The organism is Halostagnicola bangensis (assembly GCF_054653435.1).
In genome coordinates this window covers 2,469,359-2,485,791 of the sequence record NZ_BAAIGG010000002.1, presented here as the reverse complement: position 1 = coordinate 2,485,791, position 16,433 = coordinate 2,469,359, and the positions used below count along the sequence as shown (strand labels likewise).

At 62.2% G+C, this 16,433-nt stretch carries 18 protein-coding genes and 1 tRNA gene; 3 read left to right on the top strand and 16 right to left on the bottom strand.

What is annotated here, in order from left to right; translation table 11 throughout:
• Positions 1–4: 4 nt before the first annotated feature.
• Positions 5–970, top strand: a complete 966-nt coding sequence (gene ncsA, locus ACYQ14_RS14100; RefSeq protein WP_459889067.1) for a tRNA 2-thiolation protein NcsA — start codon at positions 5–7, stop codon at positions 968–970.
• Positions 971–1,161: 191 nt separating this feature from the next.
• Here the strand turns inward: ncsA and ftsZ are convergent, their stop codons facing one another.
• The 3 genes from ftsZ to ACYQ14_RS14085 form a co-directional block, all read right to left on the bottom strand.
• Positions 1,162–2,343 carry a cell division protein FtsZ gene (gene ftsZ / locus ACYQ14_RS14095; RefSeq protein ID WP_459889066.1) on the bottom strand — a complete coding sequence of 394 codons (1,182 nt, stop codon included), beginning with the start codon at positions 2,341–2,343 and terminating at the stop codon, positions 1,162–1,164.
• Positions 2,344–2,345: 2 nt separating this feature from the next.
• The gene (locus ACYQ14_RS14090; protein ID WP_049953285.1) at positions 2,346–2,525 is read right to left on the bottom strand and encodes a transcriptional regulator CdrS; all 180 of its coding nucleotides are present in this window, start codon (positions 2,523–2,525) and stop codon (positions 2,346–2,348) included.
• Between the two features lie 178 nt (positions 2,526–2,703).
• Positions 2,704–3,315 carry a double zinc ribbon domain-containing protein gene (locus ACYQ14_RS14085; protein ID WP_283838055.1) on the bottom strand — a complete coding sequence of 204 codons (612 nt, stop codon included), beginning with the start codon at positions 3,313–3,315 and terminating at the stop codon, positions 2,704–2,706.
• A gap of 123 nt (positions 3,316–3,438) precedes the next feature.
• Between ACYQ14_RS14085 and ACYQ14_RS14080 the strand changes: the two genes are divergently transcribed.
• A tRNA-Tyr gene (locus ACYQ14_RS14080) sits at positions 3,439–3,512 on the top strand.
• 123 nt (positions 3,513–3,635) lie between these two features.
• Here the strand turns inward: ACYQ14_RS14080 and ACYQ14_RS14075 are convergent.
• Positions 3,636–3,845, bottom strand: a complete 210-nt coding sequence (locus tag ACYQ14_RS14075; RefSeq protein ID WP_459889065.1) for a hypothetical protein — start codon at positions 3,843–3,845, stop codon at positions 3,636–3,638.
• A 981-nt stretch (positions 3,846–4,826) separates the two neighbouring features.
• Positions 4,827–6,062, bottom strand: a complete 1,236-nt coding sequence (locus ACYQ14_RS14070) for an FAD-dependent oxidoreductase (protein ID WP_459889064.1) — start codon at positions 6,060–6,062, stop codon at positions 4,827–4,829.
• A 321-nt stretch (positions 6,063–6,383) separates the two neighbouring features.
• Here ACYQ14_RS14070 and ACYQ14_RS14065 point away from each other — a divergent pair, with 321 nt between their 5' ends.
• Positions 6,384–6,767, top strand: coding sequence for a DUF5789 family protein (locus tag ACYQ14_RS14065; RefSeq protein WP_459889063.1), 384 nt, complete (start codon positions 6,384–6,386; stop codon positions 6,765–6,767).
• A gap of 171 nt (positions 6,768–6,938) precedes the next feature.
• Here the strand turns inward: ACYQ14_RS14065 and ACYQ14_RS14060 are convergent, their stop codons facing one another.
• The 11 genes from ACYQ14_RS14060 to ACYQ14_RS14010 form a co-directional block, all read right to left on the bottom strand.
• The gene (locus ACYQ14_RS14060; RefSeq protein ID WP_459889062.1) at positions 6,939–7,133 is read right to left on the bottom strand and encodes a cold-shock protein; all 195 of its coding nucleotides are present in this window, start codon (positions 7,131–7,133) and stop codon (positions 6,939–6,941) included.
• Positions 7,134–7,290: 157 nt separating this feature from the next.
• Positions 7,291–8,124, bottom strand: coding sequence for an adenosylcobinamide amidohydrolase (locus tag ACYQ14_RS14055; protein ID WP_459889061.1), 834 nt, complete (start codon positions 8,122–8,124; stop codon positions 7,291–7,293).
• 7 nt (positions 8,125–8,131) lie between these two features.
• Positions 8,132–9,196, bottom strand: a complete 1,065-nt coding sequence (locus tag ACYQ14_RS14050; RefSeq protein ID WP_459889060.1) for an aminotransferase class I/II-fold pyridoxal phosphate-dependent enzyme — start codon at positions 9,194–9,196, stop codon at positions 8,132–8,134.
• Complete coding sequence (cobT, locus tag ACYQ14_RS14045) at positions 9,186–10,226, bottom strand: nicotinate mononucleotide-dependent phosphoribosyltransferase CobT (protein ID WP_459889059.1); 1,041 nt, start codon at positions 10,224–10,226, stop codon at positions 9,186–9,188. Before cobT ends, ACYQ14_RS14050 begins: the two co-directional genes overlap by 11 nt.
• Positions 10,217–10,837 carry an NTP transferase domain-containing protein gene (locus ACYQ14_RS14040; RefSeq protein ID WP_459889058.1) on the bottom strand — a complete coding sequence of 207 codons (621 nt, stop codon included), beginning with the start codon at positions 10,835–10,837 and terminating at the stop codon, positions 10,217–10,219. Before ACYQ14_RS14040 ends, cobT begins: the two co-directional genes overlap by 10 nt.
• Entirely contained in the window at positions 10,837–11,595 is a 759-nt protein-coding gene (cobS, locus tag ACYQ14_RS14035; protein WP_459889057.1) for an adenosylcobinamide-GDP ribazoletransferase, read from the bottom strand. The genes ACYQ14_RS14040 and cobS overlap by 1 nt, the downstream gene beginning before the upstream one ends.
• The gene (gene cbiB / locus ACYQ14_RS14030; protein ID WP_459889056.1) at positions 11,588–12,607 is read right to left on the bottom strand and encodes an adenosylcobinamide-phosphate synthase CbiB; all 1,020 of its coding nucleotides are present in this window, start codon (positions 12,605–12,607) and stop codon (positions 11,588–11,590) included. The genes cobS and cbiB overlap by 8 nt, the downstream gene beginning before the upstream one ends.
• A gap of 34 nt (positions 12,608–12,641) precedes the next feature.
• Positions 12,642–13,289: an HAD family hydrolase gene (locus ACYQ14_RS14025; protein WP_459889055.1), complete on the bottom strand. Its 648-nt coding sequence runs from the start codon at positions 13,287–13,289 to the stop codon at positions 12,642–12,644.
• A 165-nt stretch (positions 13,290–13,454) separates the two neighbouring features.
• Positions 13,455–14,066, bottom strand: coding sequence for a translation initiation factor IF-2 subunit beta (locus ACYQ14_RS14020; protein WP_459889054.1), 612 nt, complete (start codon positions 14,064–14,066; stop codon positions 13,455–13,457).
• A gap of 338 nt (positions 14,067–14,404) precedes the next feature.
• Positions 14,405–15,319 (bottom strand): formyltransferase family protein, encoded by a 915-nt coding sequence (locus ACYQ14_RS14015; RefSeq protein ID WP_459889053.1) that lies wholly within the window; start codon positions 15,317–15,319, stop codon positions 14,405–14,407.
• On the bottom strand, positions 15,316–16,338 hold the full coding sequence (locus ACYQ14_RS14010; protein ID WP_459889052.1) for a polysaccharide deacetylase family protein: 1,023 nt from the start codon (positions 16,336–16,338) through the stop codon (positions 15,316–15,318). The genes ACYQ14_RS14015 and ACYQ14_RS14010 overlap by 4 nt, the downstream gene beginning before the upstream one ends.
• Positions 16,339–16,433 lie beyond the last annotated feature (95 nt).

The following is a 16,433-nucleotide window of genomic DNA, read 5'->3' as shown; positions in this document are numbered from 1 at the left end:
CGCAATGGAGTGTAACCGGTGTGAAGAGCCCTCGGTCATGCACGCCGCGTACTCGGGAGCCCACCTCTGTGAGGCTCACTTTCGCGAATCGGTCGAAAAACGCGTCCGTCGCAGAGTTCGTCGGGACGACCTCGTCCCCCACGACGCCACGCCCGAAAACCCGCAAACGTGGGTTATCGGCCTCTCCGGCGGCAAAGACAGCGTCGTTCTTACACAACTTCTCTACGACACCTTCGAAGAGGACCCCCGCATCGAACTCGTCGGATTGACCATCCACGAAGGGATCGAAGGGTACCGCGACAAGTCCGTCGACGCCTGCATCGAGCTGGCCGACGACCTCGATATCCGCCACGAAGTCGTCAGCTACGCCGAGGAGTTCGGCGTCGAGATGGACGACGTCGTCGAGGACGACCCCGAAAACATGGCCGCCTGCGCCTACTGCGGGGTCTTCCGACGGGACCTTCTCGAGGAGTACGCCGAGAAACTCGGGGCCGACCTCATGCTGACCGGACACAACCTCGATGACGAAGCCCAAACGGCGATGATGAATTTCCTCGAGGGCGACGTCGCCCAGATCGCCAAACACTTCGACGCGAGCCTCGGGCCGATATCGGAACGCGAAGATCAGGATGCGTTCGTCCCACGGGCCAAGCCGCTTCGAGACGTTCCGGAGAAGGAAGTCGCCCTCTACGCGCACCTCGAGGACCTCCCCGCCCACATCACTGAGTGTCCCCACTCGAGCGAAGCCTACCGCGCCGAGATCCAACAGCTCCTGTATGACCTCGAGGAGAACCATCCGGGGACGCGACACTCGATCCTCTCGGGCTACGAGGAGCTCGCCGGAATCGTCGCGAACCGGTACAACGGCGACAACGAGGAGGGGGCCGACCTCCGGGAGTGCGTCGAGTGCGGATCCACGACGACCCGAGAACGCTGTCGGAAATGTTCGTTGTTAGACGCGCTCGTCTGAGGACGGCTTCAGCAGTCAAACGATTCGTTATGCAGATCAGTTTCCTGCTCCACGTCCTCTCGAGCGAGCGGGTAATCAGCAACCGAGCCGTTCGAGTAGGGACTAACAGAAGAGCAACGATTGCCGAGAGACACTCGTCAGTCTTCGTCACTGTCGAGTAAGACACGAGAAACGAGAACGGACCGAACGGATTATCGAATGACGTCGACGCCGTTTTTCTGCTCGACTTTGTCTCTGCCACCGTCACTCTGGGTGCCGGGATGCGAGTTTTCGACGTTCTGGCTCGCATCGAAATCGGCCTCGTTTATCCCTTCGATACTTTGTCGGGACTTGTCCGCCTGTTTCTGCGTCGTCGGGCCGAGAACCTGGGCGCTCTGGACGCCAGTCATGATGGCCATGACGCGAACCTTGCCCTTGTAGTTCTCCTGAATGCGCGCGCCCCAGATGACGTTTGCACTCGCCTCGAGTCGTTCGGTGATGTTGTCCGCGATGCCTTCGGCCTCTTTCAGTGTGAGATCCGGTCCACCGGTAATGTGAACGAGGCCGCCGGAGGCACCCCGATAGTCGACATCGAGAAGCGGATGGTTCATCGCGTCGCTGACGACTTCCTGGGTCTTGTTCTTGTCCTGTGTCTCCCCGACGAGCATCACCGCGACGCCGCCCTGATTCATGATCGTGGACATATCCGCGTAGTCCAGATTGATCAGGCTCGGCTGGGTGATCGTCTCCGAAATTCCCTTGACCGTCTCGGCAATGATCTGATCCATCACGGAGAAGGCTTTCCCGATCGGAAGGTTCGGGACGTAATCGAGCAGCCGGTTGTTATCGAGGACGATGATCGAGTCGGCCTGTTCTCGGAGTTTCTCGAGGCCTTCCTCGGCTTTGACCGTCCGAGCACGTTCGACGTTGAACGGCGTCGAGACCATTCCGACGACGATTGCGCCCTGATCTTTCGCGATTTTCGAAACGACGGGGGCGGCACCCGTGCCGGTACCACCACCCATGCCGGCGGTCACGAAGACGAGGTCGGCGTCGCCGAGAACCTCTTTGATCGTGCTCTGGGCCATCTCTGTCGCGCGTTCACCCATCGACGGATCGCCACCGGCACCGAGCCCGTTGGTCAGCGATTTCCCAACGAGGATTTTGGTGTCGGCCTCGATCATCTTCAGGTGCTGTTTGTCGGTGTTGATCGCGATGGTATCCGCGCCGTCGACACCGATGTTATACAGGCGATTGATCGTGTTGTTGCCCGCGCCACCGCAGCCAACGATCACGATCCGCGGATCGCCGAACTCGTCGTCGTCCATCGACTCGTCCATCTGACGAGCTTCAGCTTCGGCGTTGTCGAGGGCGTCTTGTACGATATCCTGCATCGTTACACCTTCGCCCAGCCGCGTTTGCCTGTTTGGTCGCGACGACCGTTTTGTTGTTCGTTGATCATCTCTCGGACGGCCGACCGGATTGCCTCGCTCCGGTTCGGAAACTCGCCTGAGTCGACCAGCTGTTCGACCTCGTCGATCTGCTGTTCCGGAATTCGCAGTGTCACACGCTCCATTGTTGTATTCCCTCTGGGTAAGACGGTGCGCCCCTGTTAGACGCTTTGTCTTACACGATAGACCGCCTGTATAGCCAGTTTCCCGGCGTATTCGGCCTGTGTAAGACGATCGTCTTACGCAACTATAGCATGCTGTTGATGAGTAATAAAACTTCCGTAAGACGAGAAATTTTCCGTATTACGAATTTCTCGAGTGTTGGCTGTTCGAGTCGAGGACATCAGCTGCGGCCGTCCGACGACCGCAGCCGGGACAGAACGCCCAGTCGGACCGGAGCTCGTCACCACATTCACAGAACAAGCGGTGTGAGGCCTTCTCACCACAGTTTGGACAGTATACGTGTTCCCCAGAAAGGGATTCACCGCACTGCCCGCACTGTTGGTCCCCGGACGGATGTCCGCCGTGATTTGCCTCTCGTGTCGGACGCGGCGGCTCGGTATGGTCGGCGACGGGTTCGTCCTCGACCGCGTTCGGTGTCTTACGCGTTTGGTGTGCGTTCTCGAGTGCCACTGTGACGTTTACGTCCTGTGTCTCACGGTGACGGTGCTCAGTCAGCCGATCCTCGAGCAGCGTATCGACGCGCTCTCGAATGAGTTCGTCGATACTGTCGTTCTCATGGGCAGCGTCGGTCCGTGCCGGCTCGGCCTGGGTGATGGAGTCGTGGGTCTGACTCGTCTCACCAGCCTCGAGGTACGTCCGAAGCGCGTCGCGCATGACTTCGCTTTTCGACGCGTCGAACGTCTCGAGTTCGTCGATGAGCTCGTCGTCAGCACGGAACGTGATCTTGCTCATGAGTGTCTCGATCGGATACCTATTTTAGCCCCGTCCATATGAACATTTGCCTTTGTCGGACGGTTGTCACACAGCCATCGAATGATAACCCTTATGTCTGCCTCGTCTGCTATATTCGAGTGCCCGCCCTTAGCTCAGACTGGTAGAGCAGTCGACTGTAGATCGACTTGCCCCCCGTTCAAATCGGGGAGGGCGGACTTCTCTTGCGAACAACGTGAGCAGTGAGAAGTCTATCCTGAGCCGATTTGAACACGAGAGTCGTACGCTCGCGAGTGCAACGAGCGAGACCGCACGTACCACGCTTCAATCAAAACCCGTACTCAACTCGAGCCTTCGTCGATGTCGCCGTACTTCGACCAGAGACCGAGGAGGATCGCGAAAAAGACGATCCCGATTGCGACACGGAGCCCGATTTCTTCCCAGCCGGTTGCCTCGGCGTGGACGAGTCCGCCCGCCCATCCGCCCACCAGAACGGCGAATCCGGTCGCCGCAATGATCATGACCAGGAGCCGATCAGTGGGCACGTTCATCACCTAAGTTGCCCACTCGAGCATATATAAACGGCCAGCCTGAGCTGGCCACGCGAGCGGTAGTACGAGGGTCGAAGACAACTGTCCGACGAACGCGTCATCGTATACTGTCGGCTGTACGTCGTTCACGATTCTCGTCGCCCCAAGGGTACGAGAATCCCCGTGAGTCCAGATGGACGCCTGCCACATCACGAAAACGACACCGATCCTCTGGCTCGGCGGTCGCTCCGCGAAAAACGCGCCCGGAGAACAACAGGAGTTGAAGTTGTCGGAGGAGTAACTGTCTCTTCGTTTCTCCCTGTTCTGAGGTTCCGATATTCGTTTTGGATTTGTTACGTACGCCGATAGGATCGGAGAGCTGAGAACTGGGCGCTACGAACTCCTACGTTCGACGACAGCTCGTCATCGGCCACCGGTCAAAAACGCGTTTGCTCGAGAATCAATACTCTTCGCCGCACTTGTCGCACGTTTTCGTGCCGGGCGTCGGATCCGGCGGTTTCTTGACCTTCTTCTCGTTGTAGAGACACTGCGGACAGAGTTGCGTCGTCATACGGTACTCACCCTTCGAAGGCGATACCCACTCTCGACTAACAAGGTCGATACGAGAGAAGTATCGATAGAGATGTCCTCCCCTGGTATATGCGCTCCCATGGTGCTCAATTCCTGGGGGAACTGTCGTATATGTATCGGCCGTAGTATTGCGTATTTGTCTTCTTTAGTCACCGGAAACGCTCCGTCGAATTCATCCCGTCTCCCACAGATTCTACCGGTAGAGGTGGGTCAACAAAATTGCGTAAGAGGTCGAATTCGATCTATATCGATTCACTAACCAATTCCGAGCCTCGAGAGAGACGCTGGTTGACACTGACGAGAGAGTATGCTGAGAGGCGTGACGAAGCGTACTGAAACGATATCCCCATAAAGATCCTCGAGTGACAAAAACCCAATAAATATTCTCGAGTGGCGATATCCCGGTGAAAATTACCGGGTCACGAGGTCCGTATCCGTCGGCCCCTGCGCGTCGAACTCGCGAACGTACTCGTCTAGCTTCGCCGGATCGTTCGCATTCGGCAGTTGAACCTCGGCCGTCAAACACTGCGCGTCGACGCCCAGTTTCTCACAGAGTAGGTCCGCTGTCATTTCGGCCATCTCCCTGTACGTGGTGAGCTTTCCGCCGACGATACTAACGAAGTTTTCGACGCCGTCTTCGGCGTGATCCAACCGGACGGATCCTCTCGAGATTCCGCGGCCGCCTCGAGTCACTTCGTCGGGTTCGTACAGGGGTCTGACACCCCACCAGGTTCTGGTGGCGGTTCGGTCGCTGACGTCCGGGAGCAACTTTGCACACTCCGTAACCGTCTCTTCGATCTCCCATTCGGCCTGTTCGTAGTCGTCGGGATCGCTGACCGGAACGCTCGTCGTGCCGAGGACGACCTCCTCGTCGTGGGGAACGATGATATCCCCGTCGTCGGGATCACGACAGCGATTGAGCACCGGCTCGAGACCGTCGTACTCGACCGATATCATGACGCCTCGCGTCGGCCGCATCTCGATGGAGACGCCCGCAAGCTCACCGATCTGACCTGCGTACGCTCCGGTGGCGTTTACGACGACGGCGGGTTCGATCGTTCCGTCGATGTCGCCGCCGATCGAAACACGCGTTATTTTCGTCTCTCCGCGTTCATCCTCCTCGAGCGTCATCGACGTCACCGGAGCGTGCGTCAGGATTTCGGCGCCGTGATCGCGCGCATCCGCAGCGTTTGCGGCGACCAGACGCGAGGGGATGACGACGCCGTCGGGGACCCACATGGCCCGTTCGACCTCGTGGTTGAGTTCCGGGAGTTCGGCTCGAATCGCGTTTCCGTCGACGACCTCCGTCGGAATGCCGATTTCCTCGCACGCCGCGCGCTTCTCGTCGAAGTACGTCGGATCGTCGCCGGCGAGTTGGACGAACAATCCTCGAGTGTGTCGGACACATTCGCCACCGATCGCTCGCAGAATTCGATTTTCCCGAAGACATTCTCGTGCGCCGTCTTCGTCGGCTTCGGCGTAGCGCGCACCGCTGTGAAGAAGGCCGTGTGACCGACCCGACGCACCCGAAGCGAGGCCGTCGCGCTCGACCAGCGTCACGTCCACGTCTCGGAGTGCGAGGTCCCTGGCGATTCCCGTGCCGGTTGCACCGCCGCCGATAACGAGGACGTCCGTTCGGCTGTTCATAGGCGAATCAAGCGCCGCAGACGGACATATGTTTCACTCGAGAACGTCACCCTCGAGGGGAGAAAGACCCCGCGGTAGCTAGGTAGATGGTGTGATGATGGTTGCTACCGCAGGGTGAGTACACTATCCGCGGATAGTTGTACGGACCGGCGTCAAAGGCAAGGGAGGATCCGTCGGGTTCGATATCGAAGGGAATAGCCGATGGGTCGACGAAGGTGATCCGCTCAACGGTCGGCTCCGGAGCGAGTCGGAGCCGTCTCGGTTGACCCCCACGCGCTCGCCAGCCAACCGTTTTTCAGCGCGCCGCGGATACGCCCGAGCATGTCTGAGGAACCCGACCGTGACCGTGCGCAGGATAGTATCGGTGATCGAAAAGCCAGCCGAGCGGAAACAAGCGAGTCGATCCTCGAGGACGTCGAAGAACACCTCGGCGAACTCGAGTATCCGGTTACCAGCGAGGAGATCGCCTCGGAGTACGGCGGCGATCCGATGGAGCTTCCGAACGAAACCGAATCGCTGGGGAGCGTGTTCGATCGGCTGGCGGGCGAGGAGTTCGATTCGGCCGAAGAAGCCCGCGAAGCGGTCTACGGAGAGATTACGGGCCAGGCTGGAGGTTTACACGAGGCGAATCCCGAACGCGACCTCGAGGACCTCGAAGACCAATCTCAGAACCCGGTCGACGAACGCGATACGAATTCGCTGTGAGACACGAGAGCGGACAGGTCGGCCCCTTCTAAAGAGAAAGCAACGAGAGTTCCACGGGTCACCGGACCCGTGGTACTTCACTAGGCGAGAGCAATCACTGTCGGGTCGGTAGTGTTCGTCGAAAAATGAAGTCGTCATTCAGCGTCGCCTGACGGCGACGGGGAAATCAGATTAGTTGCGGACGACGTTCGTCGCGCGGGGACCTTTCGGTGCCTGTTCGATGTCGAATTCGATATCTGTGCCTTCTTCGAGGTCCGGACCGCCAACGTCTTCCATGTGGAAGAATACGTCATCGTCCGCGTCGTCCGTCGAAATGAAACCGTAGCCGCCTGTGTCGTTGAAGAAATCAACGTTACCGTTTGCCATTACAAACAAATGTAGGGCCACACCGCGGATAACCCTTGCGAGGGTCACGGTACCACGACCATCACCGCTCACGCTCGGCGTTCCTCGGTCCTCGACTGAACGGGCTCGTTATCGATCTACTCAGCCCGGAGAACGTATACAGCCCGGAGAAAGACGTTCAGTTCGGAGAAAAGACATCCGCTTTGACATCCGTTGAGATCCCATATTTGGCGTCTTCGAGCGAGTTCGGGAGCCCGACCGCCGTTCCGTTTTCGGTAGCGGCCGCGTCGGCAGTTTTACCGTCGGCGCGATCACCGGCGACAGTGCTATCCTCGAATCCACTCCCGTCGTAGTGTGCACGGAGCGAGGCGCGAAGCCCATCCCGAACGCAAGCTCTCGCCGCGCTTCCAATCGCCGTTGCAGTTCCGGAGAACTCGGTTTGCGATCCAGCTGGATCGTGTCCGGCGATGACGGCGTCGCTGGTCGTTCCGGGAAATCCCGTCGTCTCGAGGAGCGTCGCGGCCTTGGCCTCTGCGGCAACGGTGAGGAGGTTCGCGAGCGCGCCGGCGGAAAGCGACCGGGTCGTTCCGAGGAGAATATTCACGGTACCGACCGGTTCGTCGTCCCCTTTGTCACCTCTTTTACCCTCCTGTGGGAGCGTTCCGCCCGACGGATCCATCGGGAGCGCGGCCGGGTTCGAAATCCCCGCAGTCACCACTGCAGCGACCGATCCGCACCGAGCACCGCGAGCGTCCGCCACATCGACGCCGGTCAGTAACGCGGGACCGCGTTCCGCGAATCCGGCCCGCTCGAGCCGGTCGACAACGTACGTCTCGAGGTCCGTTCGCGGCCAGCCGTCGGGAACCGAGAGGTTGTACGCATTATCGGTCGTCCACCGACCGCCGTTCGCACCGCTCGAGAGCCACTCCATGCCCTCCCGGTGTAGCTGGAGGACGCCATCTCGTCGGGTCGTATAGAACGCAATCGTCTCGGTCATCCGATCGTCAGTCATCCGTCCGTCACCATCTCACTCCCTCCGCGGGTTCGACGTCCAGCGCCTCGAGCACTCGATCGTTTCGTCTTCGATCTTTCACCGCGACCCGAATGTGGGACTCGAGCGACCGAAACGTCGTCGCGTCCCTGACCGCGACACCGCGATTGCGTGCGCTCGCGATGATCGACGGAACGTCCTCGTCGCCGACGTCACACAGGAGGTATGGTGCATCCGACGGAAACACGTCGAACCGGGACTCCAGCGCGTCGCGCATCCGCTCGCGTTCGCGTTCGACGCGCTCGCGTGTCTCCGCGACGAACGCATCCTGCTCGAGACAGTACGCGCCGGCGCGAGCCGCTGGCGTGCCAAGAGACCACGCGCGGCGGGCCGTCTCGAGGCGTTCTGCGTGTTCTCCCGAGGCCACCGCGAAGCCGGCCCGGATTCCCGGCAGTCCGAAGAGTTTGGTGAGCGAACGAGCCACGACGACGTGTTCCCAGCGCTGGCCCGACCGCTGGAGTTGGCCGACTGCGGAGGGGAAATCGGTGAACCCGAGGAACGCCTCGTCGACGAGTAGCGTCGTCCCGGCCTCCCCACAGCGGTTCGCGAACGTCTCGAGCGCGCTCAGATCCGCGGCGTCCCCCGTAGGATTGTTCGGCGTACAGACCACCGCGAGCGCACAGGACTCGAGCAGGTTCGTCGTCGCCTCGAGCATCGCGTCGTGGGGCGCAAAAATCGGGACCCCACCCTGCAACGTAACCTCTCTGGCGTATTCTCCGAAGCTCGGGTACGGCAAGAGCACCCTGTCGCCGGGCTCGAGGGCCGTCTCCATCGCGAGCCGAATCGCGGCCAGCCCGCCCGGCGTCGGGACGACGTTCTTGCTCTCGCAACCGACGTACTCGGCGGCCGCCGCCCGGAACTCGGGATACTCGTCGTCGGGGTAGCGACGCGAATCCTCGAGGGCGTCCGCGTAGACCTCCTCGACGCCGTTGGGAACGAACGGGTTCGTGTTCGCCGACGCATCGAGAATCTCTTTGTCGGGCTCGCCGCCGTGGGGAACTCGTTGTCCCTCGCGAACCGAGTCAGGATCCATGTGTCGTTCCTTCGTCCGTCTCGGAGGAGAGTTGCTCGCCACCTGACGCCTCGATTCCGAGCCGATCACAGACGACCTCGAGACGGTCTCTGACTGCCGGAAGCTCCCCATCGGGAACGAGCGAGAGCGCGCCGCCCATAGCCACGCCTTCCTTGGCCTCGCCGGCGCAGTACCGTTCCATCGCGACGTGATCCGAGTCGTCGAAACCGGGATCGGTGACGATCAGCTCGCAGTTCAAGCGAAAGCAGGCTTCCCCGAGTGAGCCGGCTTGCTCGTCGGCGACGAACGACGTGGTCGCGAGGGATAGTTCGTCGTCGATCCCGAGGTGGTCCAAGAGGGCGGCGACGGTCACCATCTGGGTTCCGCCGGCAAGCGTCACCGACGTTTCCGCCTCGAGCGCTCCCGCAGCGACGCCCATCGTCGCGGCCTGGACCGGATCGCCAACCCGTCGAATCGCCTCGAGGGGCTGGTCCGCACACTCACCGACGGCGAGACCGCTCGCGGCGAGCGCCTCGTCGACAACGGCACGTTTGCGCTCAATCGGGTTCGTCGGAAGCGACGATGAGACGCTCGAGGGCTCGCCGAGCGCCGTCAGGACGCCGAGTGCGGTCGTCGTTCCGCCGGGAATCGTCTCGCCGACCAGGATTTCGTCATCCGGCAGGCTCGCGCCGAACTCCCGAGCGCGGTCGTAGATCGCCGTCGCGTCGGGAACGGCCTCCGCGGATCGGATGTCGTTTCCAGGCGCCGCCTCGAGAGATACGGTCGGTGCGGCCGTCGACTCGGGAAGGCCTGCGTCGAGGACGGTCAGATCGAATCCGACGACTTCCCTGACGGCTCGCGTGATCGCGGCGGGCGTCGGACAGCCGTTCGGACTGACGGGCGTCACCGGGGACGCCGTCGGCTCCCCGTAGACGACGATTTCGGCGTCCGCGGGCGGCGTGTGTGCCATCAGCTCCGGCGTGGCACCCGCCGCACTGATGCCGTCGATCAGCGCCGTTTCGGTGCCGCCGGCGGCGAGGACTACTCGCACGGGTCACCCCGCTTTCCGGCCCGATCCGATCGAATTCGCTCGCCAGCTCGATCTGATCGAATTTCGGACGCAACTCGCGTCTCTTCCAGCCGATTCACGTTGATCGCCAATCGCGGGTCGTAGCTTACGTCTGTCATATCTTGGGAAGTAGTGCCGACGACGTTGACCCCAGTCGGCACCAGGTGGGGTGCGTCCTCGAGTCGCGAGTCGATGCAGATGCCCAGTCGACGTTTCAAAGCCGCGGGGACACAGATCGTCCGGGAGTCGGTATCGTCGCCGTGGCGCACGAGGAGTCGGTCGAGGACAGTTCCCTCGAGCGCGGGGAGGTCCGCGGCTACGGTTAGCACCGGTGGCGTTAGTTCGGGGCACTCGAGGGCGCTCATTAGGTCCGTGACGTATCCGTCACCGGCAGTCTCGATCGTTTTAATTTCGTCGACGGCCTTGAGGTGAGCCGCCGTCTCGGTCGCATTCGGCGAGACTGCGGCGTAGATCGACTCGACGCGGCTCGACTCGAGCGCGCGACGAACGTGGTCGATCATCGCCGTCCCGTCAATCGGGTGGAGCGGCTTCTCGTGTGGACTCTCGAGGCGAGTGCCTCGACCGCCACACATTATAAGAGCATCCACGCGATCACCCCGGCGTGGATAGCGGCGACGCGGCCGATTTCGTTCGCGGCACCGAAGATATCGCCGTTGAGACCACCGAGGTGTCGAACCGCGAGGAACCACGCGAGCCCGACGCCGAAGAGCGCTCCCGCGACCGTCGCGACCGCAGTGGGAGTCGGCCACGTGAGGCCGATCATAGAGAGAGCGACGAGCAGGGAGATACCGAACCCGAGGGGACCGACCACGTCGGTGAGCGTCCCGCCCATCCCTTCGTATTCCGTGCTTCCGAGGCAGGCCATCGCCGCCATCCCGAGTTTCGCGCTGATCTCTGCGACGACGATGATACCGACGGCGGTGAGCGTGTCGAGTTCCGTCAGCGCGAGTCCGCCGAACGCGAGTCCCGCCGCGACGAGCGAAACTGCGAGGATCGCGCCGACACCCGTCGTCGTATCTTTCAATGCTTCCCGACGTCGATCGACGTCGCCGTGGACGGCCAGCGCGTCGCCTAGATCCGCCACGCCGTCGAGGTGGTGAATTCCGGTCACCGCATACACTGCGAGGAGGTACCCGAACGCCACCGCCGCTGCAGGGAGATACCCCGAAAGGAGCACGGGAATTGCAACCAGCCATCCGACCACGTATCCAACGATCGGGAAGGTCCACGGCCTCGAGAGAAAGGCGTCCCAATCGCCCTCGGCTTGCGGGACGGGAAGCCGGGTAAGAAAGGCGAAAGCACCCCGAAGCGCACTGATCCACTTATTCATTATATCCTACCCTTTCCCAGGGAAACGTAATTGCTTCGAGTTCGAGCGCCGACTCGAGGACGAGCATGCCACCATGGTTGCCGATCGCGCCAGATACTGCCGCCAGGAGAACGGCGATCCCGACGGCGACAGCAGCGGCGACTCCCACCACCGTAACGGCTCGTTCGCCGTCTTCGACGGTCGGAAGTTCGGTCCCGGAACCGTCGTTGAGCACGTACGCGCCCGGCTTCTCGAGTCGAACCGAGAGGACACAGGCGAGCGTCGCCATGGGCCAGCCCGAATTGGGCGAGGACGGAACGCGAGCCCAGCGACGAGCGCAACGTAGCGCACCCGGATCGGCCGTCGCGACCGCGAGACAGAACGCCGTCACACGCGCGGGAACCCACATGACGAGATCGTCCAGACGCGCACTCGCGGTTCCGATCGGCTTCGATCGGTAGCCGAGCATCGAGTCGAGGGTGTTGACGCCCTTGACCCAGGCCGCGGCTCCGGCCGCCGCCGGCAACGAAACGGGAGCTAGCACCGCGAACGGAAGCAACGCCGCGACGAATCCATCCGAGAGGTTTTCGGCGGCGCTTTCGGTCGCTCCACTCCGAATCTGGGCCGGCGACAGCTCCGCCGCATCCCGGCCGGCGAGCCCTCGGAGTTCCTCGCGGGCTCGTTCGGGATCCGTCTCCGTCGCCTCGAGGACGGAGCCGGTGAGCGCGAGGAGGAGCCGCAGGCTGGTCGCCGAAAAGAGGACGAGCGCGGCGGCGAGCGCGCCGAGTGCGGGAGTAACGAGAGTCGCCGCGGAAACGGCGAGGACGGCGAGTACGACGGGAACGAGTGGGAGGACGAGCGCGATGACGACGCCGATTCGGCGCTGTCGACGGTCGTCGCCGCCCCAGCCCCGGTCGACTGTGCCGACGAGACGGCCGAACCACGCGACCGGATGGACCTTGTTCGGCGGTTCGCCGATCAGCAGATCGAAGGTGAACGCCAACGCGATGACCGCAGGCGTCGTCAGGGACATCGCGATTTCCCCCTCGAGTGGAGCTCACAGCGGGTCACTCCCACAGTTCATCCCCCTCGAGTAGCCGGGGGATCTCCTCGAGCGAGACGCCCGCAGACGAGTTCCCCCCGAGTAGCAGTGCGGTTCCGCCGACGGCCTCGACGCCGCCGTCCGTCGCCGGGTCGTCGCCGACGTGGACGAGTGTCGACAGCTCGACGCCGAGTCGATCAGCGGTCACCTCGAACATCTCGGGGGCGGGCTTGCGCCAGCCGCAGCCGACGCTCGTCACGACGGCGTCGAAATCGTCCCGACTCACGTCGGCCCTAACCAACGTCCGGCCGACGAGTTCGGGAACGCTACAGTTCGAACAGAGCCCGACTGGACCGCGCGCTCGAGCGGCTTCGAGGGCCGCTTGAGCGCCGTTTCTGGTTTCGACCTCCGGATCGAAGGCGGCGACGACGGCCCGTCTCGCGGCGTTCGACGGACAGTCCACGCCGCGGCTCGCGAGCGCTCGAGCGACGTGGGCCGGGAGGGGAACCTCCGCGCCCTCGGGTGCGTCGATGTGCATTTCGGTGTATGCGTCGCCCCAGTCGGGCGGCACGTCGACGCCTCGCTCCTCGAGTTCCGCGGCGACCGCCGCCGCCGGATCCTCGGGTTTCGTCGCGGTCACGAGCGTGTCGAACAGATCGAACGTAACTCCCACGTGCGTGTAACTGGAACAAGCTGACTTTAGTTTCGCGGTCGGCCGACGAGCCTCGAGGAGGAGACAACGCTGTGAGTGGCAAGTGATACCAAAGAAGGGGTACGGCGTCGGTTCAGACCCCACACAAAATTACCGCAGAAGTCACGCAGGATTGATTCCGAGAGATCAGTCGCGTCGAGCGAACGCGAGGTTGCCCGAGATGTTTTTGATGTAGATGTCGACGACATCGCCTTCCTCCGCACCGGGGACGAAGATCGTGTACTTGCCTTTCTCCGCGACGCCGTCGCCTTTCCGACCCGTGCCGGTGATCTCGACGGTGTAGGTCTGGCCCTCTTCGACGGCCTCGCGCTGTTGTTGTTGCTGGGCGCTCGAGGAGCGTTTGGTGACGGGGCGGAACGCACCGCAGGCGTCACAGCGAAGCATCGGCGTGCGGTCTTCGCGGACGAGACGGGTGTCGGGCAGGCCACACTCCGAACAGAGAACGTACTCCTCGACGTAGGAATCGACCACGGCGTCGAAGTCCGTCTGGGAGAAGGTCCCGTTGTATCGGGCACGACCTCCCTCGAGTTTCCCGCTGGTTCCCAGTTCCCGCTGGACGAACCGGTGGAGGTGCTCGGTCTCTCGAGAGAGCACGTCGGCGACATCGCCAACGTTGGTAAATCGGGTGAACGCACCGTCTTTCTGTGGCTGTGCATCGGGAATCTGTAACCGTTCTTCGTCGCCCCCGATATCGGGGACGTTCTCCATCGCTCGGTCGAGACTCGATTCGTAATCCATATCCGGGCAAAAGCCACGGGAACGTAAATCCGTTCTGCTATGGTGTTCGTGGTTCGAGTGGAGCCGTTCGCCCCATTGCTAGATACCCAACTGTCCCCTTACAAATAGCGCCAGCGACAGTGCCGCCGGAGATAGCAATGAACTCCCTACTCCCAAACGATGTTGATACCGGCGTCTCGGACAGCCCCGTCGGATGTGATGACTGTGTCAGTTTCCAATGCTTGGTGGATCGAGAGTATACTTCTCACGCGGGTCCTTCGGAATGGTCGCCTGTCCTTTTTCGGTTACGCGCGTACTCGTGCTCAGACACGGTAATACCAAAAGTTGTGCTAGACCCGTCACGAGCTGGCAATCCGCCCACGAACATTCTTTGCAAGGGCCCGAAACGCGAACCCGACTTCCCGCCGCGATTTCGTCGAGTAGTACGGTCCGAGCGAGTCGGGCACGGTCGGCTCGAGGCTCGAATCTCGAAGCGACTCGATCCCGGTCGCGAGCAACTCGACCTCGAGTTCGTGGACCCGGTCGTAGACGTCCCACAGCGTCGGACAGTCGTCGATACGAATCGAATCCTCCGCGACGATTTCGCCACCGTCGATTTCCTCGGAGAGCCGCTGAAGCGTCACGCCGATTCTCGAGCGGCCGTCGACGAACACCTTCGGCGGGCCGAGGCCGCGATACCGCCTGATATCCGCGGGGTGGAAACTCAACACGCCGTGGTCGGTCGCCGAAAGGATCTCGCCGCGAATCAGCCCGAAGCCGAACCTGACGACGACGTCACACCGCTCTGTGGCGGCTTCGACGGCCGATTCGGGAAGCTCGTTCCAGTTGCCGTCCCGAATCGGCCTCACCCGTCGGATCGTCGACTCCTCGAGACAGTCCACCTCCTCGACTCGCTGTCGGTGCTCAAGCGGATGTGCTTCGTTTCCAACCAGTTCGGCCAGCTTCCGCTCGGCGACGACCAGCGTCCAGGCCCGCTCTCGAGCGAGGAGATTCGCGCCCAGTCGGAGCGCGTCGACCCCGAGACCGCCGTTGACGACCGACGCGGCAGCTTCGGGATCGACGTCGTGGTCGTCGGGGTCCGCGACGAAGACGAGCGGAATTTCGACGTCGGTTCGCTCGATCGCCCGCTCGAGGGCCAGGATCTGCCAGCGTTCGAGGTAGGAGTCGGCGAGGATACAGACGCGCCGAGGGCCGGTTTCGGGACCCGTCTCGTACTCGCGATCCGCCGCCCCGCTCGGTTCCGTGCGGCTCATTCGCTCGATTGAGTGTGCGGTGGTTCCTCGAGGACGGTACCGTCGCGGATCTCGTTCGACGCCGTTCGAACCCGTTCGCCGTTCGATCCGATTCGGGCACTTTCATCGTTTGCCAGTGTCCCGAGCGTTTCCTCGACAGTTCCGTCCGGGTGACTCGTCGCATCGTAGAACTCCCGCGGCGGGCCGACCCACGCGCCCATCTCGAGGGCGCGTTCGATCGCCCAGCGGTAGATGCTCCCCCAGCCGGGGAAGTCCGGGTCGTAGAACGTCCGTTGGTGCCAGTCCAGCACGAGAACGCCGTTTTCCTCGCGCACCTCCTCGAGGATCCGTTCGACGTTGTCCTTGATCCCCGACATCGTCCGCGCGGACTCCATCGTCGTCTGGTCCATGATCGTCCACGGGAAGACGACGAACTCGTCGTCGAAGGGCCGGCGCAGTTCGTGGCCGTACTGAAAGTCGAGACTGTGTGGGTCTGCCAGCGAGGTGTCGTAGTCGAGACCGATCTCTCGGTGGAACTCCCAGGTCTGAGGTTTCGAGAGGTTGAGGTAGTGCTGGCGGTTCCCGCGAACGGGTCGTCCCGTCGCGTCCTCGATGCGCTCTTTCTCGTATCGGAGCCGAGCGGGATCTCTCGGCGACGTGTACGATCCCTGTAACCCGACCTCCCAGCCGCCGTTCTCGAGGCTCTCGAGCGTCGACACCAGCTGCGGGTCGGTCACGTCGTACCGGCCGGAGTACCGGCTCCAGCCCGAGAGCGTCGCCCACTCCCACTTGGGTCGCTCCGTGATATGGCGCTCGTCGAGGACGTAAAACGCCGACCGAACGCCGAGCATCGACTCGAGGGCCATGATTCGTTCGAACTGCCAGTAGGGATTTTTCGCGGCGAGTAGGCCGGTCAGCTCCCGAGGGTCTCGTTGCTCGAGACAGTCGAAGAGGTAGTTCTGTGGCGTTTTGTAAACGCGGTCGATATCGTGGGTGAGACAGACCGCGAACGTGTACGCGCCGTCTCCGCGTGAAGCCATACCGGAAGGTCACCCCAACGAGAACTAAATAGACACCGTCGATTTTCAGACAGCGGACTCCCGAGAGCGGTCGGGCTCGGGTCGGCGAGCAACCG

What these genes read in the sequence shown, in the direction of transcription:
- ACYQ14_RS14075 (WP_459889065.1), bottom strand. Translation starts at nt 3,845, where the DNA reads ATGAACGTGCCCACTGATCGGCTCCTGGTCATGATCATTGCGGCGACC.
- cobS (WP_459889057.1), bottom strand. Translation starts at nt 11,595, where the DNA reads ATGAATAAGTGGATCAGTGCGCTTCGGGGTGCTTTCGCCTTTCTTACC.
- ACYQ14_RS14015 (WP_459889053.1), bottom strand. Translation starts at nt 15,319, where the DNA reads ATGAGCCGCACGGAACCGAGCGGGGCGGCGGATCGCGAGTACGAGACG.
- ftsZ (WP_459889066.1), bottom strand. Translation starts at nt 2,343, where the DNA reads ATGCAGGATATCGTACAAGACGCCCTCGACAACGCCGAAGCTGAAGCT.
- ACYQ14_RS14040 (WP_459889058.1), bottom strand. Translation starts at nt 10,837, where the DNA reads ATGTGTGGCGGTCGAGGCACTCGCCTCGAGAGTCCACACGAGAAGCCG.
- ACYQ14_RS14050 (WP_459889060.1), bottom strand. Translation starts at nt 9,196, where the DNA reads ATGGATCCTGACTCGGTTCGCGAGGGACAACGAGTTCCCCACGGCGGC.
- ACYQ14_RS14010 (WP_459889052.1), bottom strand. Translation starts at nt 16,338, where the DNA reads ATGGCTTCACGCGGAGACGGCGCGTACACGTTCGCGGTCTGTCTCACC.
- cbiB (WP_459889056.1), bottom strand. Translation starts at nt 12,607, where the DNA reads ATGTCCCTGACGACGCCTGCGGTCATCGCGTTGGCGTTCACCTTCGAT.
- ncsA (WP_459889067.1), top strand. Translation starts at nt 5, where the DNA reads ATGGAGTGTAACCGGTGTGAAGAGCCCTCGGTCATGCACGCCGCGTAC.
- ACYQ14_RS14085 (WP_283838055.1), bottom strand. Translation starts at nt 3,315, where the DNA reads ATGAGCAAGATCACGTTCCGTGCTGACGACGAGCTCATCGACGAACTC.
- ACYQ14_RS14090 (WP_049953285.1), bottom strand. Translation starts at nt 2,525, where the DNA reads ATGGAGCGTGTGACACTGCGAATTCCGGAACAGCAGATCGACGAGGTC.
- ACYQ14_RS14020 (WP_459889054.1), bottom strand. Translation starts at nt 14,066, where the DNA reads ATGGATTACGAATCGAGTCTCGACCGAGCGATGGAGAACGTCCCCGAT.
- ACYQ14_RS14055 (WP_459889061.1), bottom strand. Translation starts at nt 8,124, where the DNA reads ATGACTGACGATCGGATGACCGAGACGATTGCGTTCTATACGACCCGA.
- ACYQ14_RS14060 (WP_459889062.1), bottom strand. Translation starts at nt 7,133, where the DNA reads ATGGCAAACGGTAACGTTGATTTCTTCAACGACACAGGCGGCTACGGT.
- ACYQ14_RS14065 (WP_459889063.1), top strand. Translation starts at nt 6,384, where the DNA reads ATGTCTGAGGAACCCGACCGTGACCGTGCGCAGGATAGTATCGGTGAT.
- ACYQ14_RS14070 (WP_459889064.1), bottom strand. Translation starts at nt 6,062, where the DNA reads ATGAACAGCCGAACGGACGTCCTCGTTATCGGCGGCGGTGCAACCGGC.